The sequence below is a fragment of the Polyangium sp. 6x1 genome (genome assembly GCF_029946515.1).
In the GTDB taxonomy this organism is placed as follows: Bacteria; Myxococcota_A; Polyangia; order Polyangiales; family Polyangiaceae; genus Polyangium.
The window spans coordinates 1-22,645 of record NZ_JARZHH010000045.1 but is presented as its reverse complement, the minus strand read 5'-3'; the positions used below and the strand labels follow the sequence as shown (position 1 = coordinate 22,645).

At 69.2% G+C, this 22,645-nt stretch carries 17 protein-coding genes, 1 other RNA gene and 1 pseudogene; 14 read left to right on the top strand and 5 right to left on the bottom strand.

Going from position 1 to position 22,645, the window contains the following annotated elements:
• Positions 1-42 precede the first annotated feature (42 nt).
• Complete coding sequence (locus QHF85_RS32915; protein ID WP_281331352.1) at positions 43-2,853, bottom strand: kelch repeat-containing protein; 2,811 nt, start codon at positions 2,851-2,853, stop codon at positions 43-45.
• A 231-nt stretch (positions 2,854-3,084) separates the two neighbouring features.
• On the opposite strand from QHF85_RS32915, the gene ssrS reads away from it, so the two are divergent.
• Positions 3,085-3,268: non-coding RNA, 6S RNA (ssrS, locus tag QHF85_RS32910), on the top strand.
• 342 nt (positions 3,269-3,610) lie between these two features.
• Here the strand turns inward: ssrS and QHF85_RS32905 are convergent.
• Positions 3,611-4,477: a hypothetical protein gene (locus tag QHF85_RS32905; RefSeq protein WP_281331351.1), complete on the bottom strand. Its 867-nt coding sequence runs from the start codon at positions 4,475-4,477 to the stop codon at positions 3,611-3,613.
• Positions 4,478-4,637: 160 nt separating this feature from the next.
• Here QHF85_RS32905 and QHF85_RS32900 point away from each other — a divergent pair, with 160 nt between their 5' ends.
• The 10 genes from QHF85_RS32900 (at position 4,638) to QHF85_RS32855 (ending at position 14,687) form a co-directional block, all read left to right on the top strand.
• Positions 4,638-5,885, top strand: coding sequence for a hypothetical protein (locus tag QHF85_RS32900; protein ID WP_281331350.1), 1,248 nt, complete (start codon positions 4,638-4,640; stop codon positions 5,883-5,885).
• Complete coding sequence (locus tag QHF85_RS32895; RefSeq protein WP_281331349.1) at positions 5,875-6,537, top strand: DUF4304 domain-containing protein; 663 nt, start codon at positions 5,875-5,877, stop codon at positions 6,535-6,537. Before QHF85_RS32900 ends, QHF85_RS32895 begins: the two co-directional genes overlap by 11 nt.
• A gap of 83 nt (positions 6,538-6,620) precedes the next feature.
• A complete protein-coding gene (locus QHF85_RS32890) occupies positions 6,621-7,070 on the top strand; it encodes an STAS/SEC14 domain-containing protein (protein WP_281331348.1) in 450 nt (149 codons plus the stop codon).
• Positions 7,071-7,237: 167 nt separating this feature from the next.
• Positions 7,238-8,008, top strand: coding sequence for a hypothetical protein (locus tag QHF85_RS32885; RefSeq protein ID WP_281331347.1), 771 nt, complete (start codon positions 7,238-7,240; stop codon positions 8,006-8,008).
• Positions 8,009-8,024: 16 nt separating this feature from the next.
• Entirely contained in the window at positions 8,025-9,695 is a 1,671-nt protein-coding gene (locus QHF85_RS32880; RefSeq protein WP_281331346.1) for an MXAN_5187 family protein, read from the top strand.
• A gap of 35 nt (positions 9,696-9,730) precedes the next feature.
• Positions 9,731-11,278 carry a hypothetical protein gene (locus QHF85_RS32875; protein ID WP_281331345.1) on the top strand — a complete coding sequence of 516 codons (1,548 nt, stop codon included), beginning with the start codon at positions 9,731-9,733 and terminating at the stop codon, positions 11,276-11,278.
• Between the two features lie 152 nt (positions 11,279-11,430).
• On the top strand, positions 11,431-12,234 hold the full coding sequence (locus QHF85_RS32870; RefSeq protein ID WP_281331344.1) for a hypothetical protein: 804 nt from the start codon (positions 11,431-11,433) through the stop codon (positions 12,232-12,234).
• A 98-nt stretch (positions 12,235-12,332) separates the two neighbouring features.
• Complete coding sequence (trxB, locus tag QHF85_RS32865; protein WP_281331343.1) at positions 12,333-13,295, top strand: thioredoxin-disulfide reductase; 963 nt, start codon at positions 12,333-12,335, stop codon at positions 13,293-13,295.
• Positions 13,296-13,308: 13 nt separating this feature from the next.
• Positions 13,309-14,235: a uracil-DNA glycosylase gene (locus QHF85_RS32860; RefSeq protein WP_281331342.1), complete on the top strand. Its 927-nt coding sequence runs from the start codon at positions 13,309-13,311 to the stop codon at positions 14,233-14,235.
• Positions 14,236-14,255: 20 nt separating this feature from the next.
• Positions 14,256-14,687: a DUF2085 domain-containing protein gene (locus tag QHF85_RS32855; RefSeq protein ID WP_281331341.1), complete on the top strand. Its 432-nt coding sequence runs from the start codon at positions 14,256-14,258 to the stop codon at positions 14,685-14,687.
• Here the strand turns inward: QHF85_RS32855 and QHF85_RS32850 are convergent.
• On the bottom strand, positions 14,671-15,447 hold the full coding sequence (locus tag QHF85_RS32850) for a biopolymer transporter ExbD (RefSeq protein ID WP_281331340.1): 777 nt from the start codon (positions 15,445-15,447) through the stop codon (positions 14,671-14,673). The genes QHF85_RS32855 and QHF85_RS32850 overlap by 17 nt on opposite strands.
• A 121-nt stretch (positions 15,448-15,568) precedes the next feature.
• On the opposite strand from QHF85_RS32850, the gene QHF85_RS32845 reads away from it, so the two are divergent.
• The gene (locus QHF85_RS32845) at positions 15,569-17,110 is read left to right on the top strand and encodes an AMP-binding protein (RefSeq protein ID WP_281331339.1); all 1,542 of its coding nucleotides are present in this window, start codon (positions 15,569-15,571) and stop codon (positions 17,108-17,110) included.
• A gap of 120 nt (positions 17,111-17,230) precedes the next feature.
• Positions 17,231-17,821, top strand: a complete 591-nt coding sequence (locus tag QHF85_RS32840; protein WP_281331338.1) for a hypothetical protein — start codon at positions 17,231-17,233, stop codon at positions 17,819-17,821.
• A 22-nt stretch (positions 17,822-17,843) separates the two neighbouring features.
• Here the strand turns inward: QHF85_RS32840 and QHF85_RS32835 are convergent, their stop codons facing one another.
• A complete protein-coding gene (locus QHF85_RS32835) occupies positions 17,844-18,923 on the bottom strand; it encodes a hypothetical protein (protein ID WP_281331337.1) in 1,080 nt (359 codons plus the stop codon).
• A gap of 72 nt (positions 18,924-18,995) precedes the next feature.
• A complete protein-coding gene (locus QHF85_RS32830; protein WP_281331336.1) occupies positions 18,996-21,860 on the bottom strand; it encodes a penicillin acylase family protein in 2,865 nt (954 codons plus the stop codon).
• A 93-nt stretch (positions 21,861-21,953) separates the two neighbouring features.
• Here QHF85_RS32830 and QHF85_RS32825 point away from each other — a divergent pair.
• Positions 21,954-22,645 (top strand): annotated as a pseudogene (locus QHF85_RS32825) (hypothetical protein); the annotation flags it as partial.

Below are 22,645 nucleotides of genomic sequence, written 5' to 3'. Positions count from 1 at the left end.
GTTACGCGACGTCGGGGCGTCTCGTCGTGTATGGGGAGCGCTTCAGCGCTTGCGGCGGCGCGCAAAGAGGGCGCCGAGGGCCACGAGGGCCGCGAGCCCGCGTCCCGTGTTCTCGACGGGTCCGCTGGCCACGTGGCAACCCGAGTCGCCGCCCGTGCCTCCGCCGGTTCCGCCCGCGCCAGCGGTTCCACCGGAGCCCGCCATACCGCCGGTACCGCCCGAGCCTGCCATTCCACCGGCACCGCCCGCGCCAGCCATACCGCCCGCGCCAGCCATACCGCCTGCGCCGCCCATACCTCCGGCACCGGCTGCGCCGCCGGCACCGCCCGCGCCAGCCATACCGCCTGCGCCGCCGGCACCGCCCGCGCCAGCCATACCGCCCGAGCCTGCCATACCGCCCGTGCCGCCAGCGCCGCCCATACCGCCCGCGCCACCGCTGCCGTCCGGCGTCACGCCGCCTTCGTAAATCTCTGCGCTCTCGTGGGCGGCCGGGTCGCCGTCTCCGGACGAGCAGCCCTCCTGCATTCCTCCGAAGACCAGCACACGATTGCCTTCGAGCCGAACGGCGGCGGGATAGGTGCGCGATTTGCTCATGCTCGACATCGGCGTCCAGTCATTCGTGACCGGGTTGTACACGGCGGCGCTGCGGAGCGGGCACTCGTTGCCGCCCGTCCGTTCCCTGCCGCCCGTGAGCAGCACCATTCCGTTTCCGAGCAACATGGCCGTGTGGCGCCCGCGCGCGACGCCGAGGTGCCCGGTCACCGTCCAGTCGTTCGTCGCCGGATCGTACACCTGCGCGTGCGGCACGTTCCGCGCGCCCGCGACCAGCACCCGGCCATCGTCGAGGCGTGTCGTCGTGAATTCATGGGGCGGCATGAGCAGAGCCTGCGTCGGCGTCCATGCATTCGTCGCCGGATCATATCGCTCGGCGCCGTCCCCGCTCACCACGAGCACGCGGCCGTCTTGGAGGCCCGTCGCCTGGTGTTTTGCATGCGCGAACGTGAGCGTCCCGGCCGGGGAGAACATCCCCGTCGCCGGATCATACATCTCCGCCGTCGCCGGGTTCCCACTGCCGCCGGTCACCAGCACCTTTCCCCCCGAAAGGACGACCGCCGAATGCCCCGAGCGCGCCACGCCGAGCGAGCCCGTCGCGCTCCACGTTTTCGTCGCCGGATCGTAAAGCTCCGCGGCCGCCGTCCCGCCGCCCACCGCGAGGATTCGCTCATTGGCGAGCCGTACCAGCACGACGCTCGTATCGTGGTGCACGGCCATGGCGCCGGTCATCGTCCACGTATTGCTCGCCGGATCGTAGAGCTCCGCCGAGGACGGGGAATCGCCGCCCACCACCAGGATCTCGCCGGACGAGACCCGGACCGATTTCGCGTAGCGTCGCAGATGCAGGAGCGGCGCGGCGTCGCTCCAGGCATTCGTCGCCGGATCGTAGATCTGCACGGACGGGTTATCGTCCCAGTCGTTGTTGATTCCACCTGCGATGAGCACGCGGCCATCGGCGAGCTCGGCCCACGTGCCCTCCTGATGCGCAACGGACATGCTTCCGGCCGGCGTCCATGTGGATTGGCAGCCGACGGGGGCATCCCCGACGCAGGCGCCTGCCTCGCAGACGCCATTCGCCGTGCAACCGTCGGCGCTGCCGCAGGTTGCCCCGCTCAGCGGGGTGCACGTCCCGTCCGCGGACGCGCCCTTGCTCGCCGCGCAGGCGTCGCACGCGCCCGCGTCGCACGCCGCATTGCAGCAGACGCCGTCGATGCAGAAGCCGCTCGCGCATTCGCCGTCGAAGAGGCAACCAGCGCCCGGGGCCGCGAGGGTGAGCAGCTCGGCGCTCGAGGTGCCGCCGCCGGTCACGAGGATACGTCCGTCCGCGAGCACCGTGGCATGGTGGCCGCTGCGGTTCGTGTTCAGGAATTTGCCGAGCGACCACGTCCCGGTCGCGGGATCGTAGAGCTCGGTCATCGGGCCGCCGCCGGTCACGAGCACCCGCCCGTCGGGGAGGAGGCTTGCCTTGTGGTCGTCGCGGGCGACGGTCATCGGCGTCGTGTTCGACCATGCATGGGTCGCCGGGTCGTAGAGGATGGCGCTGCGATTGTTGCTGCTGAAGCCCTCGCCGCCGTATTCGGTATATCCGCCGGTGACGAGCACCTTGCCGTTGTCGAGCAGCGTCGCGATATGGCTCTCGCGGTTCTGGATGACGCCGTCGAAGGTCCACGTATCCGTGGCAGGATCGTAGAGCTCCGTCGTGTTGGTAGGGACTCCATCCTCCGCGCCGGCCACCACGAGGACCTTGCCGTTCGGGAGCAACGTCGCGGTATGGAAGCTGCGGATGAATTCCATGAGGCCGGCGCTGGTCCACGTGTCCGCGGCCGGATCGTAGAGCTCGGAGGTGGAGAGCGTGATCCCGTCGTTTTCCCCGCCGGCCACGAGGAGGTTTCCATTGGGCAAGAGTGTCGCGGAATGCCCTGCGCGAGGCTCGAGCATGGGCGCGACGCTCGTCCACGTATTCATGACCGGATCGTAGAGCTCGACCGCGTCGCTACCTCCGCCGGCCACGAGGACATTTCCGCTCGGCAAGAGCGTCGCGCTATGGTGCGTGCGCGTCGTGCTCATGGATGCGATGAGCGTCCACGTATTCGTGGTGGGGTCATACACCTCGGCCGTGGCGCTCCCGCCGCCCGCCGCGAGGACCCTTCCGTCGGACAAGCGCGTCGCCGTGTGCCCATTCCGCGCGACGTTCATCGGCGGCGCCACGTCCCAGCGTGGCGCCGTGAGCGCCGACGCGGACGTATTCAGGGTGAGCGCCTTCGGGGTATCGGCGCGGCTGCATGCGAGCGGCAACACGACCGGCACGACAGAAAAAGCGAAAAGGATTCGACGAAAGGGGGACGTGGTACGCATGGCGCCCACTAACGGCCCCCGCGCCGCGCCTGTCAACGGACGAGCACGAGGCGCGCGTCTGTCATCTTGTGGGAAAACGTACCGTCTGTCATCGACGTTGCGGTCGTTTCGCTTCGTTCCGGCTCGTGTTCGGGCTTCCGCGTTGGCCTCGGGGGTGGTAGGGTATCGCTGTTCCCTCTGCTGTTCTCCGTGAGGTGATTGGCAATTGAATCCCGAGTAAGCCTGAACCAGGGGCCCACTACGCTGTCGTGGTGAGCTAGGCCCGAGACGTCATCGGGAAGCCTAAAGCGGCACATCGGGCACCCACCTAGCCGCAAGCTAGGGGTTCAAGCCATCAACCCACGATTACGGCGGTAAGGAACTCTTCTTCGAGCCCGGTGAGAGCCGGGCTCATCTTTTTTGTCGCATGTTCCGGCGACCGGGGGGGATGTCCGGCTTTTCCGACCGCGTGTCCGTGACCGGCGGGGACCTTGTGGCGGTCCCCCGGAGCGTTGTGGCGGGCGCTCGGGGGGAGGGTGGCGCAGGGGGGGCGGCGTGCCCGACGCGCGGAGGCGCGTGCTCGGGGAGAGGTGAGGGCTTGCGGCGCGCGGGAGGGGTGTGGTGGCGCGCCGGAGAGGGGTTGTGGCGGAGGGGCGGGGGTTTGGGGGCGTAGCTCGGCTCGTCCGAGCGTAGCCCCCAAGCGGAACCGATGTTGTGGCGGTCAGCCGGCGCCGCTCGTGCTGGCCTCGGCGTCGTCCCGGTTCTTGCGGGACGCGCGGCGGAACCAGCCCCGCAATCCGATGATCGAGGGCGCCGGGATCGTGGGGTCCACTTCGCGGGCCTGTTCGAGGGCGTCGACGAGCTGCTCGAAGAACGTGATGGCGATGCCGTCCCAGAGGTCGACCTGCGATTGCGACACGGGCGCGGTGGGAGCGACCGAGGCGGCGTCGCGGAGGGCTTGTGCGGCGGTGGCGGCGAGGTCGCGGTAGGTTTGCACCGCGACCTTGGTCAATCGATTGCGAGCGCGGCGGCTCAGCATGCCGGAGGATGAATCCGAGAGCATGGCGTCGGCGACGTCGCAGAGGGCGACGAGGGCGTCGGTGAGGGGGCTCTGGGTACCTGGCGTGGCGTAGGCCGCCTCGATTTTCGTCACCCAGGCGGGAATGCCGCCGGCGAGGTGGAGCAGGGCGCCGCGGAGCCTGTCGCGCGCGAGCTTCGCCTCGGAGCCGAGCTCCTCGGCCCGCGTTTGCCGAATTTGTTTCTCCGCGGCGCCGAGGGACGCGCCTTTCTGATTGGCGTCGTAATGGATCTCCGATTGCCGCGCGGTCCAGGCGGCGATGCGGAGCCAATCCGCGGAGACGAACCCGAGGAGGTCGAGCTGCTCGGCCTTGGCGGTCGGGAGCCAATCGGCGAGGGCGCCGTAATTCCGCGCGAGCTCCTTCGCCAGGCGAGGCGTGCCGATCCGCCGACCCTTCGCGATGAAATCGTCATTGCGGAGCCCTTCGAGCTCCAGCCGCGCCTCGGGTTCGGCGGCGTCGCCGAGGCGGGAGACGATATCGGCGAGGGTGTAGATGGGTTCGATGGACATGGGTGGGAGGTTACGACGGAAGGGACGTAAAGGGAAAGAGGAAAGTAGCGAGGGCCCGCGTTGACGGTGGCCGACGAGCGGCGCACCGTCCGATCTTGCTCGGATGGCCGCCTGCCGATGGGGGTGAGGGCTGGTCCATTCCGAGAGATGGGAGCGGTCCATGCGACGATCGACGGTTTGGGCTCGCCATTGGCATTTCCTCGTCAGGGCGCTCGTTGTCCTGTGGCTCGTCTTGCTCTTGTTCGGATGCGCCTCCGCGCGCGATCCCACCATGGCCCGGATCTTCGAGGCGCCGAATGTCGTCCACGTCTGCGTACGTCCGCCGAACGTATCGAAAGACAAGCGAATCTGGGGGGTGACCGCCGACGGCACGCCCTTCTTCGGGGTCCGGGAAGTGGATCTCGCGAGGCGCGAAGGCAGCCCCGTTTATGTATTCGATCCGGAGTCGCCTCCAGCGAGCGCGAGGCTTTTGCCGATTCCGTACAACAAGCTCGAATGCCCTGCACGGAACCCGCCGTCGAAGCCGCGCGTCGTCGTCGCGGCGAAGGTGAAGGCCAGAGAGGCCGAAGAGAAGAAGGACGAGGCCAAGGAGGTCGAGCGGCCGAAGCCGCTGCCGCGACCGATCGTGAGAGCGCCGGAGCGAAAGCGATGCACGGCGTATCGGGAGCCGGGGCAGACGAGGAGACGGAGCGGGACGGGCGCACATGCTTGTACGAGGGTGCTCGTCCACCGGGCCCGCACGGAGCAGGTCGCCGCGGACAAACAGCCGCCTGTGCCTCGCGAGGTCAAGCCGCCCGAGCGGATGGAGTTGCCCGAGCGCGTGGCGCAGGAGTACGAAGACTGGGGGCTCAGCCCGGCGGATACCTCCGCGCTCGCGGAAGATCGAGCCAGGGAGTGCCTCCAGGGGCTTTGCCATGCGCGGCATCCGAACTTCGTTCCGAAGTCCAAGAAGAAGCCCGCCGAGACGCACGACGGGCAGTCGTTGTCAACGGGGAGCGGCTCGCCGCAGCCCGCGCCGAAGACGACGACGGTCAAGACGAGGACGAAGCCGGTCTCGAAGCCGAACGGCGCGGCGTCGGGGCAGGCGGGCAGCGGGAGCGCGGCGGACCCACCAGCGCAGGCCAAACCGAAGCGGGGAGGCGAGACGCCGGCGGCCAAGCGCGGGAGGGAGGCGCATGAGGAGTTCAAGAAGAAGGTCGAGGCGAAGAGGGGAGAGGGGTGGAAACCCGAACCGCATATCAAGGTGGAGGGTGGCACGTACGTGAAACCCGACGCGGTCACGCCCAAAGGGCATCCGATTGAGCTCAAGCCGAACACGCCGACGGGCAGAGAAGCAGGCAAACGCCAGATACAGAAGTACGAGGAAGTTCTCAAAAAGAAGGGACGTGTGATCTATTATGACCCCTGAGCGAGCCCTGCGGGACCGAAGGAGCCACATCTTCAAGACCTGGGTCACGCCCACGCTCCAGGCGGCGGGCTTCAAGAAACGAGGGATCGTGTACGTGCGGGAGGTGGGGAGCGTCCAGCACCTCTTCAACCCCGAGACTGGCAAAATCAACACGGCCGGCAAGTCCAGCTTCACAACGAATTGTGGGATCCACGTGCCGGGGGTCAGAGTTCTCTACTGGGGTCCAGGCAGCGTCGAATCCAAGGCACCTCAGGCCGCGGACGGAATCCTGAACGTGCGGCCCGGAATGCTGACACCAACGGGCGACAGGTGGTGGCATCTCACGTCCTCCGATGGGCCCGAGAAGGACGACGAGGTAGGGCAGGAGCTATTGAGGCTCGTGGAGGTCGCGGCCCTGCCCTTCTTCGACCGGTTTCGAGACGAACGCGCGGTCGCGGAGTTCCTCTCGCAGCCCCGAAGGAAGGAGGACCGCTTCATCGATCCCCGTGAAGATACGTTCGAGCTCTTCTATGCCGCGATCCTCTGGAAGCGGCTCGGGTGCAAGGACAAGTGCCGCGAATGTATCGAGCGGGAGAAGTCGAAGACCAAGAAGCGTTATGGCGCCGAGACCGACGAGAAGTTCTTCGCGCGATTCTCGTGTGACGACGACTGACGCCATCGTGTCCGGATAGACCTTGGACCTGCTCGGCCTCCACGTGGACCGGTCGGGACGACAGTCCATGCTACAACCGTGTCATGGCCGATACTCCGGGCTTTGGGGACCCAGGGCACTCCCTCGACGTTCCCTTCGACCTCATTCCCGATATCGCTCGGTTCGAGCCTCCCGACATCATCGTCTTTCGCCTCGTCCGTGAGATGACCGCCGACGAAGCCGAGCGCGTCTTCGCGTTCCTGAAGGAGGCCGGACCACGGATGGGCGGGCTCTTCTCGATGACGGACGTATCCGTGCACTTCGCGCGCGTCAGCGTCAGCGCCGCCCTCGAGTTCAACCGAAAGTTCAATCCGCGCATGATCCGCGCCGCCGCCGTCGTCGGCGCGAGCTACCGCATGCGCACGCTCTCCGAGACGCTCATCCGTGCCGCCCGCCTCCTCAAGCTCGAAATCGCGAGCGCCCCCGTCCGCTACTTCGACGACCACGCCTCCGCCCGCGCCTGGTTCGACGAGGTCCGCCAAGGCCCCGCCTGACCGATCACTCCGCCGTTTCTGTCAAGCAAAACCCGCCGCTCGCCCGCCCTCGCACGCGCCTCGCACCGCCACCCCTCTGACACGCGCGCGGCCCTGTCCGCGTGCCGTCCTCCTTGGCGGCTTTTCTTTTCCGTTTGCCCTGCCATTCCGGTAGCTTCCCCCTTCCGATGGACACGTTCGACACGCTCGTTTCCAAGGCGAAGGCGAGCCAATCCGGCCGCCTGCGCGGCCTGCTCCGTCGAGGAGCCGTCGCGCTCGTGCTTTTGACCGTCCCAGGCGTTGCGTTTGCCGCCGTCACGGCCAAGGGCAAGCTGAGCGGAGCCGAGAAGCTCCTGAACCCCGTGTGGAACGAGGCGAAGGACCCGAACGCTCGTCGCTACACCTTCCGCGAGCCGTCTCCGACCGTTCGGCCCGACGTGCGTACCCTGACGGGGCATCTGCCGAAAGAGCTCGCGATCGTCGCGCTCGGCGACAAGGGCACGCCGCAGAAGGTGCCCATCACCGTGAGCATCGCCGGCGGACGCACGAGCCCCGTCACGATCGTCGTGCCCGAGGGCCAGCAGATCAACTTCGAGAACAAAGACCCGTTCCCGCACAAGCTCTACGACACGGGAAACAAGGGCCTCGGCGCCGTCGAGACCGCGCCGAGCAAGAGCCGCTCGTGGACCCCGCCCGGGCCCGGCAAGTACGAGATCCGTGATCAGTTCGCGCCGAGCGTCCGCTCCTGGGTCGTCGTCGAGCCACGCGCGATCGCCTCGACGTACCCCGACCGCAAGGGCGACTTCGCGATCGACCTCGAGCCCGGTCCGCACAAGCTTCGCGCTTACTACAACGGCGAGCCCGTGGGCCAGGAGCTCGACGTCGTGATCACGCCCTTCCCGACCGAGCAGCCCCTCAAGGCGCCCCTCGTGGTCGGCGCGACGACCCCGAGCAAGTGAAGGCGGAGACGAGCCGATGATCCTGTCCCGTTTCTGGTACCTCGCCCTCGCCATCCTGCTCGGCGTGTCGGCGTTCACGCTGATGCTCGCCGCGCAGATGTACAACCGCGCCGGCCTCCGGGCGATGAGCGACTCGCTCGCCGCCGACTCGAGCGCCGTCGGTTGGTACCTCAAAGACGACGCGCGCAACCGTTCGAGCGCGCTCATCCCGGTCGCGCTCGCGCCCGAGCTCCGCGGGCAGCTCGCCAAGGCGACGCCCGAAGCGAAGCCGAGCCGCGACCTGCGCGACGAGGCCAAGAAGGCGCTGAAGAAGCTCGACACCGAGGTGATCCCCGCCGACCTCAAGTTCGACGCGCTCTGGGCCGTCGACGGTAACGGCCGCGTCATCGCCTCCGTCGGCATCGAGCACGCCGAGGACTGGGAGCTTGGCGGCTACCCCGTCGTCGCGGACGCGCTGCACGGCTGGATCCGTGACGACGCGTGGGTCTGGAAGGGCCGCATCTATCGCGTCGTCGCGCGCCCCGTCGAGGCCGAGGTCAACGGCGAGCCCGTCGGCGCGGTCATCGGCGTGAAGATCGTCGACGACAAGTTCGCGCAGGGCGTCTCGAAGCGCACGGGCTCCGCGGTCGGCTTCTACGCCGACGGCGCGCGCGTCGCGTCGTGGGCCCCCGAAGGGTTCGACAAGGCGAACCTCGATCAGATCACGCAGGACCTGAAGCAGCTCGAAGACAACAAGGACTACCAGGAGAAGGGCCGCAGCGAGCCGCGCGTCATCGCCTCGCACCTCGGCGTCGTCTACGCGCGCATGCCCGGCGAGGCCTGGGATCTCGGCGCGGGATACGCCGTCGGTCGCCTCGCGGTCGCCGTCGACTCGCCGCTCGACTTCCTCAACAAGGCCGACGACACCGACAAGAAGAACGTCCCGACGATCCTCGTCATCGCGGCGATCCTCGGGCTCGCGGGCCTCGGCATCTTCTTCACCGTCCTCGAGCACACGCAGCCGCTCGCCACGTTCGGCAAGGAAGCGCTCCGCCTCGCGAAGGGCGAGGTCGACGTGCTCGCGCCGAGCAAGTTCCGCGGCGGGTACAAGAAGATCGCCTCCGACATCAACGACGGCATCGACAAGATCGCGGCCAAGGGAGGCGCCCCGCGTCGCGCCGCCGATCTCGAACAGGTCCTCGGGCCGATCCCGGCCGCGCCCACGATGAGCGCGTTCGCCGTGCCCGGCCCCGGCGAGACCTCGTCGACCGCGATCCCGGTCCCCGCCAGCGGCCCGTCGCCCGCGAAGCCGCTCCCCAAGGCCCTCCCGAAGCCGAAGCCGCGCCCGGGCTCGACGACGCAGGACCCGGTCGAGTCGGTGCCCGAAGCCGAGGCAGAGGCCGCGCCCGCGCCGCCTCCGCCTCCGCCTTCGCTGCCGAAGGCTGCCGCGGCCGAGCCCGCGCCTGCCGCGGCGGACGAGGGCGAAGGCGACGAGCTCACCGAGTGGCAGAAGGTCTACGAAGAGTTCGTCGCCATGAAGCAGCAGTGCGGCGAGCCGACGGCGGGCATGACGTTCGAGAAGTTCAAGTCGACGCTTCAGCGCAACAAGGATGCGCTCGTGCAGCGGCACGGCGTGACGCGCGTGAAGTTCACGGTGTACGCGAAGGAAGGCAAGGCCGCGCTGAAGGCCTCGCCGGTCAACAAGTAAAACCCAGCATCGAAATCGGCAGGAGCGGCAGAGCGATGGGCGCGAGGAATCTCGTCGTGGGGGCGTTCGTGGGGTCGGTCTTGCTCGGAGGCGCGGGCGTCGCGCGCGCCTCCTCGGGGATCGACTCTCCCGACAATGGCGTCGTGCCGCTCGGGCGCGGCAACACGTACGTCGCGCGCGCCGATGACCCGCTCGCCGCGTACTTCAACCCGGCGGGCCTCGCGTTCCAGAAGTCGGGCGTGCACGTCGGCGCGCACCTCATGTTCATGGACACCTGCTTCTCGCGCAGGGACGTGAACGGTCAGCCTGTCTCGCCGGGCGGCGGCATCCCCGGCCCCGGCGCGGCGGGAGGCCCGTCCGACCCCGTCTGCGCCGAGAGCTCGCCCTTCCCGAACCCGCAGATCGCCGCGAACTTCCGCATCACGCGACAGCTCGCGATCGGCGTGTCCGTCATGGGCCCGCACGGCGTCGGCAAGATCGTCTGGCCCGAGTCGATCCCGTACACGAACACGCTCGGCATCTCGACCACGCAGCCTTCGCCGCAGCGCCACCTGCTCGTCAGCAGCGACTCGCTCATCTTCAACCCGACGCTCAGCGTGAGCTACGCGATCAAGGACTGGCTCAGCATCGGCGCGGGCTTCATGTGGGGCGTCGCCTCGATCGAGTTCGTCAACTTCACCGAGGCCACCTCGCAGATCGCGACGGACGACTTCGCGGGCAACCAGGAAGTGAAGTCGACGCTCTCGGCCTTCGACGGCTTCGTGCCCGGCGTCGTCGTCGGTATCCTCGCCTCGCCGCACAAGCGGCTCGACCTCGGCGCGTCGTTCAAGTGGCAGGACGCGATCCGCACGCGCACGGGCGTGCGGCTCGAATCACTCTACTGGCGCGCGGGCGGCCAGAAGAACGAGAACCCGTGTCCGATGGGCCCGGCGAACTGCAACATCACCGAGGACGAGGACGCGGGCACGCTGAACTTCCGGATCCCGCTCGAGGCGCGTCTCGGGTTTCGTTACCACCACCCGCAGCGCGCGGGCTCGCTCGTGCCCAAGGTCGGCGCCAAGGTGCGCGACCCGCTCGCCGACGACCTCTTCGACATCGAGGTCGACTTCACGTACGCGCACAACAGCGTCGTCGACAACCTCGAGGTCCGCTTCGACAAGGGCATCCGGGTGAACGGCACGCCTGGCGAAATCCCCACGAACGCCGACATCCCGCACAAGTGGAAGAACGTCTTCGGCGTGCGGTTCGGCGGCGACTTCGTGGTCGTCCCGGGCTTCCTCGCGGTCCGCGCGGGCGGGTTTTTCGAGACCAACGGCCAGGACCCTGCGCACTTGAACCCCGATTTCAACCTCGGCAGCCGCGTCGGCGTCGGCGGCGGCGGCAGCGTGCGCATCGGGCCCGTCGACGTCTCGCTCGCCTACCAGCACACGTTCTACGAGCCGCTCGACAACGGGGGCAAAGGTGAGGTTCTCGGCCTCTCCGGCGACGCGACGACGAATTATCGGAGCCAGCACAACGTCAATGGCGGGCGGCTGGAGTCGAGCCTGAACGAGGTCGCCCTCGGGGCCACGTACAGGTTTTGAGAGACTCGTTTCAGCACAGCTGGACGAGCGACCGACGAGAGTCCGCAGCGTCACGTGAGATGGCGTGTCGAGAGCGTTGACACCGGATACGCCGGCGCGCTTCGATGACACGGTTATTGTCGGTCGGGGATGAACATGTCCGGGAGGAACGGATGAACGCGCGTGCTTCGTTGATGGTGGTTGGTCTGGGATTGGCGGTCGTCGGCTGCTCGATCCCCAAACCTCCGCCGACGGCCCCGGACGAATACGACTACACGTTTGAGCACAAAAAGACCGGCGAGCCGCTGGCCGTCGAGGGCGAGAGCTTCACGTACACCACGACGGAGCGCGTCGAGCTCGGCGAGCAGGAGGTCCGCGACGCGTCGGGCCGCCTCGTCGGATCGAGCCGCATTTACGGCAACCAGCAGGTCGCGCGCCGTGGCTACTCCTGGGACGTCTACCAGGGCCGGCAGAAGATCGACGTGCTCAGCGCGCTGCACATCGCGCGCGACCAGGCGTTCGAGGAAGCGTTCGAGGAGCGGATCGTGGAGATCCGCGAGAACCACGCGAACTCGATGTCCGTCTACGAGAAGGGCATCAAGGACAACGCCGGCAAGCGCTCCACCGGCATGATCGTGACCGGCGTGGGGTACGGCCTGGCCGGTGGCTGGGCGATCGTTGCGGCTGCAACGAAAGACGATCCGATCGTCCCGACCGCGGCCTCGACGGGCATCATCATCGGCGGCGTCATCGTCGGCGCGATCGGCACCTGGATTTATCAGAGCGCGCTCGGCGGCATGCGTCGCGAGGCGGAGAAGGCCACGCGCATGGCCAAAGACGAGATCTCGCCCTCCGACTTCCCCAAGCTGACGAGCGAGTCCTATCTCCACGACGTCGCCCGCACGTACAACAAGAAGCTCGTCGCCGAGTCCGCGCCGCCCCCGGCCAAGGACACGAAGAAGAAGAAGAAGAAGTAATCTTCGGCCCCGATCGGCCGCTGTTTCCCGCCTCTGTTCGTCCGGGTGGTGCGCGCGTATCGACGCGGCCGCGTGCCTTCGCTATGACCCGGACCAGCATGTCCGACACACCCGTCCGCAACGTCATCATCATCGGCTCGGGCCCTGCGGGCCTGACTGCGTCCATCTACGCCGCGCGCGCGAATCTCAAGCCGCTCTGCATCGAGGGCTTCAACGCGGGCGGGCTCATTCCCGGCGGTCAGCTCATGTTCACGACCGACGTCGAGAACTATCCGGGCTTTCCGCAGAAGGTCACGGGCCAGGAGCTCATGCAGCGCTTCCGCGATCAGGCGGAGCACCAGGGCACCGAGATCGTGACGGCGGACGTCACGAAGGTCGATCTCTCGCAGAGGCCGTTCAAGGTCTGGGTCGAGGACACGCTCTACCTCGCGAAGACCGTGATCGTCGCGACGGGCGCGCGCGCGAACTACCTCGGCTTGCCGCACGAGGAGCAGCTCAAGAACAAGGGCGTGAGCGCCTGCGCCGTCTGCGACGGCGCGCTCTACCGCGGCCGTGACGTCGCCGTCGTCGGCGGTGGTGACACCGCGATGGAGGAGGCGAGTTACCTCGCGGGCCTCTGCAACTCGGTCACGCTCATCCACCGCCGCGACGACTTCCGCGCGAGCAAGGCGATGGTCGACCGCGTCGTGTCGAACCCCAAGATCAAGATCCTCTACAGCCACGTGGTCGAGGACGTGCTCGACGTGACCAAGGACGAAGTCACGGGGATCGTCGTGAAAAACCTCAAGACGGGGGAAACCTCGTCCGTTCCGGTCGCGGCGTTTTTCGTGGCGATCGGCCACACGCCGATGACCGAGCTCTTCGTCGGGCAGCTCGAGACGCACCCGAACGGCTACTTGAAGACGGTGCCCGGCTCGACGCGCACGAGCGTGCCCGGCGTGTTCGCCGCGGGCGACGTGCAGGACTGGACGTACAGGCAGGCGGTCACGGCCGCGGGCACGGGCTGCATGGCGGCGCTCGACGCCGAGCGGTTCATGCAGCAAGAAGGTGGGAGCCACTGACGAAGGCGCTTCCATGGACGAGCCCCACGCCGACCCGCGCGACGAGCTCTTCGAGATCGCGACCTCGGTGCGCGCGCTCGTCGAGTGGTACGACAGCACGGGCGCGTGGGGCTTGCCGCTCGCGCCTCCTCGCGGCGACGTAGAGCCCGCGTATCCCGCGGCCGAGCCACACGCCGCGCCTGCGCCAAACCCTCGCGCGCCCGTCGCCGATCGGCGCCCCGCGCCGGCCGACGCCTCCTTCGCGCAGCCCGCGCAGTTCACGTCGCCGCCCGAGCGCGCGCCTCTGCCGCAGTTCTCTCCGCCGCCGCCTCCTGCCGAGAGGCCGCAGCGCGCCGCGGTCGCGCGCCCCGAGGCACGCACGCCCGAGGCGCGCATCGAGCAGCTCCGCGTCCTCGCCGAAGGCGTCGCCTCCTGCACGCGTTGTCGCCTCTCCGAGCAGCGCACGCAGACCGTGTTCGCCCGCGGCAATCCGCTCTCGGAGCTTTGCTTCGTCGGTGAAGGACCGGGCGCGGAGGAGGACCTCCAGGGCGAGCCGTTCGTCGGTCCTGCGGGCCAGCTCCTCGACAAGATGATCGCCGCGATGGGGTACCGTGCGGGCGAGGTCTACATCTGCAACATCGTCAAGTGCAGGCCTCCGGAGAACCGCAAGCCGCAGCCTGAAGAGATGGATGCGTGCAAGGGCTACCTCGCCACGCAGATCGAGCTCGTGCGACCGAAGTACATCGTCGCCCTCGGCGCGACTGCGATCCAGGGCCTGCTCGGCACGAGCGAGGGCATCACCAAGCTGCGCGGCAAGTGGAAGAGTTACCGCGGGATCCCCGTCATGCCGACGTTCCATCCGGCCTACCTCCTCAGGCAGCCGTCGGCGAAGCGCGAGGTATGGAGCGACCTGCAGGAAGTGATGGCGCGCCTCGGCAAGAAGCCGCCCGCGCGGGGCTAGCGCTCGAGCGCGCCCTTCGCGTGCTGCTCTGCCTCGTCGGCGTGGCGCCGTTCCTCGCGCCGCTCGCGCGTCGCGTGACGAGCCCCGAGACGGGCGAGCTCCTCTACCTCGCCTTCGCGCCGGTTTGTCACCTCAAACCCGAGCGCACGCTCGCCCTCGCCGGCGTGCTCATGCCGCTTTGCAGCCGTTGCGCCGGCATCTTCGCGGGGTTCGTCACGGCCGCGCTGTTCCCGCGGCCGCGATGGAGCGTGCGTGCGTGCCTCGGTTACGGGTTCGTCGCGAGCGTGATCATGCTGGCGGACGTGATCACGCAGGACCTCGGCGTACGCCCGCTGTGGCATCCGGCGCGGCTCGTGACGGGCGTCCTCTGGGGGCACGTGTTTGCCCTGGGGATCCTCGCGCTCGCGCGCGAGCACCTCGCGAGGCCCGCGCGGCTCACTTCTTCAGCGTGACGGGCCTGCCGGCGACGGGCGCTTCGCCGAGGAGCACGAGCGTCTGGATCTTCTTCTTGTCGCTCTTCTCGTCGACGACCTTCAGCGTGCCCGCGAGGTTATAGGCCATCTCCCAGGAGACCGAGTCGTCGGCCGAGAAGAACGCGAACGACGAGTCGCAGATCGCGAGGTCCTTCTTGATCGCGTCGCCCGTGTTCGAGAGATCGGGCCCGGCGAAGCCCTTGCGTTGCTTCTTGCCGAGCCCGCCCTTGAACGGCCACACCGCGGTCGACAGGTCCTTCAGCACCATCACCGTCACCGAGCAGCCGGGCGGGTTCGACACCTTGTCCGGCGGCGTGACGAGCAGCTCCTTCGGTACGTCGTCGCGGCCGTCCGTCTTGAGCAGGATCGTCGGCGCGCCCGCGCGGCCGAGCTCGGCCACGACCGCGGCGACGTCCGGCGTGCGCGCCTTCTTCTCGGCGATCAGCGTGACCTGCTGCCCGTTGATCGGCAGATCCTTCACCGCCGCCGTGAGCTTCTCCGGCCAGTTCTCCTGCTTCATGTCGATGCGGATCTGGCCGATGTACGGGCCGAGCGAGTCGACGATGAGCGCGGGCATCGTCTTCGGCTTGGGCGGAGGCGCGGGCTCGGTGGGCGCAGCCGCAGCGGAGGCGGTCGCGCTCGGGGCGGCGCCCGTCTTGGACTTGTCGTCGCCGCAGGCGGTCAGCGTCGTCGCGGCGAGGAGCGCGAGCGAGGCGAGGACATGGACGCGGGAGTGCATGGCGCGGAGTGTACCGAAGCCGAAGGCCCGGGAGAAAGGAAGCGGCGTCCTCGGGGCGCGGGGGGCGTGGTAGTTTTCGCGCGGACAGGCGCTTGGGCCTCCAAACGAGCCGGATTTCACGATGCCTTCACCCTTCGTCACGCGCCTCGCAAGCTTCCAGCACGCAGACCGGCTCGCCGTGGAGGACGACGCGCGGAGCCGTACCTTCGCCGAGCTGTGGGATCGCGCAGAGCGCGTCCGCCTCGCGCTCACCGAGGGCGCGCCTTCGCTCGAAGGCCGCGCCGTGGCCATCCTCGTCTCGCCCGGCGCGCTCTGGCTCGAGGCCTTCCTCGGCACGATCCTCGCGGGCGGCGTGGCCTTGCCGCTCTCGCCGCTTTATCCGCCCGCCGAGCTCGCGTGGTTCGGTGAAGACGCGCGCGCGGCCGCGGTGATCGTCTCCGAGGATCAGCGCGAGCGCGGCGCCTTGCTCTGCGAAGGCCGGCGCGTCCTTCTGGCGGAGACGCTCGCCGACGGCCCGCGGCCCGAGGGCGACGCGGCGCCGCTCGAACCCGACGACGTCGCGCTCCTGCTCTACACGAGCGGCACCACGGGCAAGCCCAAGGGCGCGATGATCACGCACGCGAACGTCGAGGTGCAGGCCGCGATCCTGCGCGAGGCGTGGGCGTTCGGCGAGGGCGATCGGCTGCTCCACGCGCTGCCGCTCCATCACCTGCACGGCCTCGGCATCTCGCTCCTCACGACGCTGCTCGCGGGCGCCGCGGCGCGGATGCTCCCGCGCTTCGACGCGCGGCGCGTGTGGGAGGCGTTTTGCGGGCCAAACCCGCCGACGGTCTGGATGGCCGTGCCCACGATGTACCAGAAGCTCTTCGAAGCGTTCGACGCAGCGGACGAGCCGACACGAGCACGCTGGGCGAGCGGCGCGCGGGGTCTGCGCCTCGCCACGAGCGGCTCGGCTGCGCTGCCCGTCACCCTCGCCGAGCGCTGGCGCGCCGTCACGGGCGCGATCCCCCTCGAGCGTTTCGGCATGACCGAGATCGGGGTTGGCGCGACGAACCCCCTCGATCCCGCGGGCCGCCGCCCCGGCTCGGTGGGTTTGCCCCCGCGCACGGTCGAGGCGCGGATCGTCGACGAGGCGGGCAGCGATCTCGAACGCGGACCGGGCGAGCTCTGGATTCGTGGGCCGAGCGTGTTCAAAGGGTACCTCGGCCGCGAGGAGGCCACGCTGAGCGCCTTCGCCGAGGGCCGCTGGTTCCGCACGGGCGACGTCGCCGAGCGCGCCGACGATGGCTCGCTGCGTTTGCTCGGACGAACCAGCGTCGACATCTTGAAGAGCGGCGGGTACAAGCTTTCGGCCCTCGAGATCGAGGAGGCGCTGCGGGAAAACCCCGCTGTCGCGGAGGTCGCGGTCGTGGGTTTGCCCGACGAGGCGTGGGGAGAGCGTGTCGTCGCGGTCGTCGTCGCCGCGCCGGGGCGCGACGCGGAATGCGCGCCGGAGGTCCTGCGCGGCTGGGCGAAAGAGCGAATCGCGCCGTACAAGGTCCCGCGCGAGGTGATCGTGGCCACGTCACTCCCGCGCAATGCGCTCGGAAAGGTCGTCAAGCCCGATCTCGTGAGGGCAATTCTGGCCGGAACGGTCGCGAATACGTCTGGGACCGAATCATAATCGAAATTATGCCCTCTTCATGCATGGGAGTTTTGCTCTCGACGCCCCCGCGTGTCAGGGACTGACGTCGCGATGATGACGTCCGTGGAATCGCCACGGATTGCGGAGGGGAGACTTCTCATGCGAATGCTTTCGATTCTTTTGCTGGTTTCCGCGGGTTTCCTGGGCCTCGCCGCGTGTAGCAGCGAGCCGAGCGGAGGGGGCGGCAGCGGCGGCTCGGCCGGCAGCGGCGGCGCGGCCGGCATGGGCGGCGCGGGCGGTGGCGGTACCGGGGGCAGCGCGCCCATGGGCGGATATTGCGGCAAGACGTGCGCGATGCCCGCCGATTGCTGTCCGATGGGCCTGCCGAACTGCCCCGGCATGGACTACCCGACGAACTACACGTGTGACAACGGCACGTGCGGCGGCCCGCAATGCAAGGCCGACGCCGATTGCACGTTCGGCGGTGCGGCGCCGGATAACAAGTGCTTCACGACGAACTCGTTCAAGGTCTGCCTGGAGGGCTGCACGATGGACGCCGATTGCACGATGCCCTCGAAGTGCATCGGCACGGACGACACCGGCGCGAAGTACTGCACCGTCGAGGCGATGAAGTGCACGGCCGACGCGGACTGCAACGGCTACGGCAAGTGCAACACGTCGAGCGGCGCGTGCGAGTGCTCGGCCGACGCCGATTGCACGGGCGCCGGCGTCGACAAGTGCGTGCAGTGATCCTCGGTTGAGGCGAGACGCGTCACGCCGCGGCGTGGCGCGTCTCGATGATCCCGAGCCGCGCGAGCATCCGCCGGACCGCACGGAACGCGTCCGCTCGGCCGAACTGCAAGAGGTGGCCGCCGTGGAACGTCTCGAGCGGCGCGTGGAAATGCTCGGCCATGCGCCGCGCGTGATCGAGCGGCGTGATCTTGTCGCCCGCCGCCCCGACGACGAGGAATCGGTCGGGCGGGAGCGCCGACGGCCGCCCGAGCGGGCTGACCACGCGTAACGTCGATTCGATCGCCTGGTGCTGCGCCGCCTGCTGCTCCGGCGTGCCGACGAGCAGGCCCACCGCCCGCGCCACGTCGGCGATCGAGGCGCACGGCACGATCGGCACCGCGAACGCGAGCGTCGGATCGATCGTGGCCCAGAGCCCCGACGTGTAGCCGCCGAGGCTCATGCCCATCACGCCGATGGCCGGCGCGCCCCGGTCGCAGAGGAGCGCGGCGAGCGCGCGGAGATCCGCGATCGCCTGGCGAAACCCCTCGATCGTGAAGCGCATGTCCGGCGAGGGAAAGAGCGCCGTGCCTTTCGGCGCGCGGCAGGCGTGGAAGGGCAAGACCGCCATCGCCACGTCGAGCCCGAGCTCGAAGATCCAGGGCACGGGCCAGAGCCGCTCCTCGAGCGCGAACGCCCCGCACCGGTAGCCGTGCACGAGGATCACGACCGGGCGGGGCGTAGCGTGCAGAAACAGCCGCGCCGTCGCGGTGCGGTTCAGCGCGTGGCCGAGATAGTCCGCGCGCACGCCCTCCTCGAGCGGCTCGAACTCGCTCGGCCACGACGCGTCGAGCACCATGCCGGGATCGGGGCCGCCGAGGAGGCGCACCCGGGCGAGCTCGACGTGGGGAATCGTTGCTTCCCCAAAGAACGAGCTCGACGCCGTGAAATGCTCGGGTTTGTCGTAGATGGTGCGGATCGCTTCGAGCAGCTCGATCCGGGCCTCGGGGCCGAGGCCCGCGGGATCGAAGGAGCGGATCATGTCGCCGCGCACGAGCATCGCGGCGCCGACGGTCTTGTCGAACCCGGATGCAGCGGTCGTGAGGATGCGGCGCAGGACCAACCCGCCCTCCTTTCACGTCCGGGGTCCAAGCTCGGCAAGCCGAGCCCCCGAGCCCCCTCGCGTTTTGGGAGGCTACTTCCGCGTCACGACCATTCGCGACTCGGCCGCAGCCACCACCTCGGGAAGCAAGAAGGGGACCCGTCGCGTCTGGTTCTTCCGCCAGAGCTCGGCTTGGTCGCGGAAATGCGGGCTCTGCGAATCCCACACCGCGCCCCCCGGCAGCGCGTTCCACGCCCGCGGCCCCTCCGGATCGAGGTCCACGACGAGGCGCTGCGTCGGGCCGAAATCGTAGTCGTAGCGCGGCGTGACGTCGAGCCGGGCCGTGAGGGAGAAGTCGGACGAATCGACCGAGAAATTGTCGCCGTGCCGGGGAAAACCGTCCGGAAAAACCGGATCCCCGAGCGGCGGGATCGAGAGCTGCCCGAGGACCGGGAGGATCGCCTCGAAGCGGACGCGATGCCGCGCGCCCCAGCGGTACGCGCCGATGTCCGTGCCGACGTCCGTCGCGAGCGTCGCGAGCGCGTCCACGAGCGCGCGCACGATCCGCTCGTGCTTCGTCTCGATCTCCGGCGTCGCCATGTCGTCCCAGAGCGCGCTTTCCCCTGTCGTCGCGTTGTATGTCGGCAGCGTCGCGGGTGTCTCGCGCGTGATCGCGAGGATCGCCTTGGCCTTCTGATCCCGCGGCACGAAGGGCCTTCCCGCGTGCTCGAGCTCGTCTCCCAGCACGCGCTCGACGAGCCGCAAGAGCCACGCGTTGAACACGAGCGTCGCCTGCGCCGCGCGCGCCTCGATCGCCGTCTCGCCCTCCTCCGGGAGCGGCTTGTTCGTGTCCGGATCGATCCCGCTCGCCGCTTCGTAGCCGGCCTCCGCGCCCCAGGCCGTGAAGAGCTCGCGCACCTTCTGGATCGCGGCCGGGTCGTAGCCGGCGTCGTTCACCACGCCCGTGAGATCGGGGTGCGTCCCGGGTGTCTTCCGCTCGGCTTCGGCTCGATCGATCGCCTCGATCACCGCGGGCACGAGGCGCGAGCCGAGCGCTGATTTCGCGTCCCCCTGGATCTTCGCGAGGTCCTCGGGTGTCGCCTTGTCGAGCCCCGCGAGCCGCTCCTGGATGCGTCCCTCACGGAAGCCGATGTCCCATGAGCACGCGAGGAACATCGGCGTGCCGTCGGGCAGGGTGCCGTTCGACGGATCGTTGTCGAGCGTCTCTCCGATGGGATCGTTGTTCGCCGTCGCGAGGAAGCCCGCGGCAGGGTTTTTCGCCCAGGGGACGAGGTTGTCCGGCAGGGCCCCCGTCCACTCGGCCGAGCCGTCGCCCGGGAGCACGAAGCAAGGGAGCGTGCCCGAGAACGTCGCGGCGTCCCACGCGACGGCCGCGGGCGCCCGCGTCGGCAGCTTCGCGTGCGAGGTCCAGAGCACGTTGCCTTGCGTGTCCCCGATCATCCAGTTCTGCGCGCCGACCTGAAAACCGTCGAGCGCGAGCTTGGCCTCGTCGACATCCTTTGATCTCAAAAGTTTGAGGATCGCCGCGAGCTCGTTCGTCGGCTCGTCGCCGGTCCAGCGCACGCTCACGGCGCCCTTCGCCGGATCGATCGGGGCCACCGTGTGATCGGGCAGGATCTCCGGCAGGATCGCCCCGTGATGCGGCACGACCGGGACCTTGTAGGTGTACGGCTCGCCGGCCTGGATCTGGATCACCTCGTCGATCGTCTCGACGGGCACGTTGTTCCCCTTGAACACGACCGACTTGCCGTCCGGCGTGAACGTCTCGGCGTAGAGATCGGTGACGTCGTAGCCGGCGACCGTCGCGCCCCAGGCGATGTGCTCGTTGTGCCCGAGGATGATCCCCGGGATGCCCGGGAACGCGAGCCCCGAGACCTTTACCTTTGCCGCGGGATCCTTCGGCGTCACCTCCATCGCGACGGGCCAGAAGATCGCGGGCGCGGCGAGCGTCAGGTGTGGATCGCTCGCGAGCAGCGCGTGCCCCGTGTCGCTCCGTCCGGCCTCGACGGCCCAGTTGTTCGAGCCGAATCCTTCGGGTGCAAACAGATCCTTCACCTTGCGCAACGCCTCGCGGTATCGCTCGGTCCTCGCGCCGAGGTCGGGCAGGAGAGGGGAGGGCGCAGGGTTTTTCGCGCCGCCCTGGCCCATCGGATACCCCGTGGTCGTCGTCGCCGGCTCGGCCGGCGCGAAGCGATAGAGCTCGCGGAGGATGCCGCTGCGCGCCTTGACGAGCGGATCGGCCGCGTCCTTCGGGAACGCCTTCCCGAGCGTCTGGATCGAGATCGTGTCCGCGAGCTCGCCGTCGGCCGAGTGCGAGAGCAGGTACGATTGGAGCCGCGCGATCGCGAGCGCGTCCGGGCCCGTGAAGTCGGAGAAGGCCGAGGCCGGGACGAGGAAGGCCGCCGGGGGCAGCGCCGCCTCGCCGTTCCGGAGCGCGCGGAAATGCTGGCTCACGCCGTCGGCGAACGCGTCGACGAGGGTTTTTTCCTCGGCCCCGAGCGTCTCGTATTGCTTCTTCGCCACGCGGTGCAGGCCGAGGCTGCGGAACACGATGTCGTTGTCGATCACGCTCGGGTCCGCGTCGGCGAGGATCTCGGCGAGCCGGCCCTCGGACACGCGGCGGTAAAACTCGATCTGCAGGTGCCGGTCCTGCGCCACGAGGTAGCCCTGCACGCGCACCGCGTCCTCGAAGCTCGACGCGAAGATGTGCGGCCGCCCGTCCGTGTCACGCACGATGTCCACGGGCGACGTGAGGTTGTCGATCTTGATGCGCTCGTTCACGGGCAGATCGGCGCGATCGCCGATCGGCCCGAAGGGATCACCCGCGGGCGGGGGGGGCGTCTCGCTCGGGTCCGAGCAGCCCGCGGCGAGGGGCGCGAGGGTCAGGGCGAACAAGCTCAAGAACCGGGCGATCGGGAAGCGTCGAGGTTCATGCATGGGTAAGGTCTCCTCCTTCCCGGACTAGCCTGCCGGGTCTTTGGCTCGCCGAAAATTCGTCCGTTCTTCGTCCTCTCTGGCATGGGACCTCCCATGCGCTTGGTGCAGGCCCCCGCGCCGTCGGGCTCCCCGTCTCCGCCCGTCCGCCCGTCGTTCGGTGCGTTTTTCGTCGCCGCTTCCCGCAAGTCCGAGCTCCTCTCGGAGCTGCGCAGCCGCGGCTACGTGGTCGCCAGCATCGTGCGCCCCCCCGCGCCCGGGCGGCTGCGCCAGGCCGTCGAGGAGGCCGTCGAGAGCGCCCTCGCCATGCGCGGCGCCCCTCCGCCGTCCGTGAGCGCCGACGTCGACGGCGCCTCCTCCCTGCGCGATCAGGTCGTCCGCGCCCGCGGCCTCGGCTCCTTCGGCCTCGCCCTCGCCCTGCCGCCGCTCGCCACGCTCGCCGACACCTCGGGCGACGCGCCCGCGCTCGGGCCCTCCGACAGCGCCGTGCTCGCGGTCTTCAACGAGGCGGCCCAGGCCGGCCCCGTGGCGCTCGTCCTCGACGAGGGCGACCGCGGACTTCGGATCCTCGCGCCCGTCCGCCTCGACGAGCTCGTCGCCGACGCCGCCCCCACGCGCCGCGCCCTGCCCGAGCACTCCCGCGTCGTCGCCCGGCCGCCCCTCACGCCGCCCGCGCCGCCGCCCGAGGCCGAGCCGAGCGACGTGCGCCCCCTCGGGACCCACGACTCCGGCCCGCCCGAGGCCGACGCGGCTCCCGAGCGCGCGGCGCCGATCGGCCGCCTGCACAC

Bases quoted from the DNA above. Each gene is read 5' to 3' on its own strand.
- QHF85_RS32905 (WP_281331351.1), bottom strand. From the start codon at position 4,477: ATGTCCATCGAACCCATCTACACCCTCGCCGATATCGTCTCCCGCCTC.
- QHF85_RS32900 (WP_281331350.1), top strand. From the start codon at position 4,638: ATGCGACGATCGACGGTTTGGGCTCGCCATTGGCATTTCCTCGTCAGG.
- QHF85_RS32895 (WP_281331349.1), top strand. From the start codon at position 5,875: ATGACCCCTGAGCGAGCCCTGCGGGACCGAAGGAGCCACATCTTCAAG.
- QHF85_RS32890 (WP_281331348.1), top strand. From the start codon at position 6,621: ATGGCCGATACTCCGGGCTTTGGGGACCCAGGGCACTCCCTCGACGTT.
- QHF85_RS32885 (WP_281331347.1), top strand. From the start codon at position 7,238: ATGGACACGTTCGACACGCTCGTTTCCAAGGCGAAGGCGAGCCAATCC.
- QHF85_RS32880 (WP_281331346.1), top strand. From the start codon at position 8,025: ATGATCCTGTCCCGTTTCTGGTACCTCGCCCTCGCCATCCTGCTCGGC.
- QHF85_RS32875 (WP_281331345.1), top strand. From the start codon at position 9,731: ATGGGCGCGAGGAATCTCGTCGTGGGGGCGTTCGTGGGGTCGGTCTTG.
- QHF85_RS32870 (WP_281331344.1), top strand. From the start codon at position 11,431: ATGAACGCGCGTGCTTCGTTGATGGTGGTTGGTCTGGGATTGGCGGTC.
- trxB (WP_281331343.1), top strand. From the start codon at position 12,333: ATGTCCGACACACCCGTCCGCAACGTCATCATCATCGGCTCGGGCCCT.
- QHF85_RS32860 (WP_281331342.1), top strand. From the start codon at position 13,309: ATGGACGAGCCCCACGCCGACCCGCGCGACGAGCTCTTCGAGATCGCG.
- QHF85_RS32850 (WP_281331340.1), bottom strand. From the start codon at position 15,447: ATGCACTCCCGCGTCCATGTCCTCGCCTCGCTCGCGCTCCTCGCCGCG.
- QHF85_RS32845 (WP_281331339.1), top strand. From the start codon at position 15,569: ATGCCTTCACCCTTCGTCACGCGCCTCGCAAGCTTCCAGCACGCAGAC.
- QHF85_RS32840 (WP_281331338.1), top strand. From the start codon at position 17,231: ATGCGAATGCTTTCGATTCTTTTGCTGGTTTCCGCGGGTTTCCTGGGC.
- QHF85_RS32830 (WP_281331336.1), bottom strand. From the start codon at position 21,860: ATGCATGAACCTCGACGCTTCCCGATCGCCCGGTTCTTGAGCTTGTTC.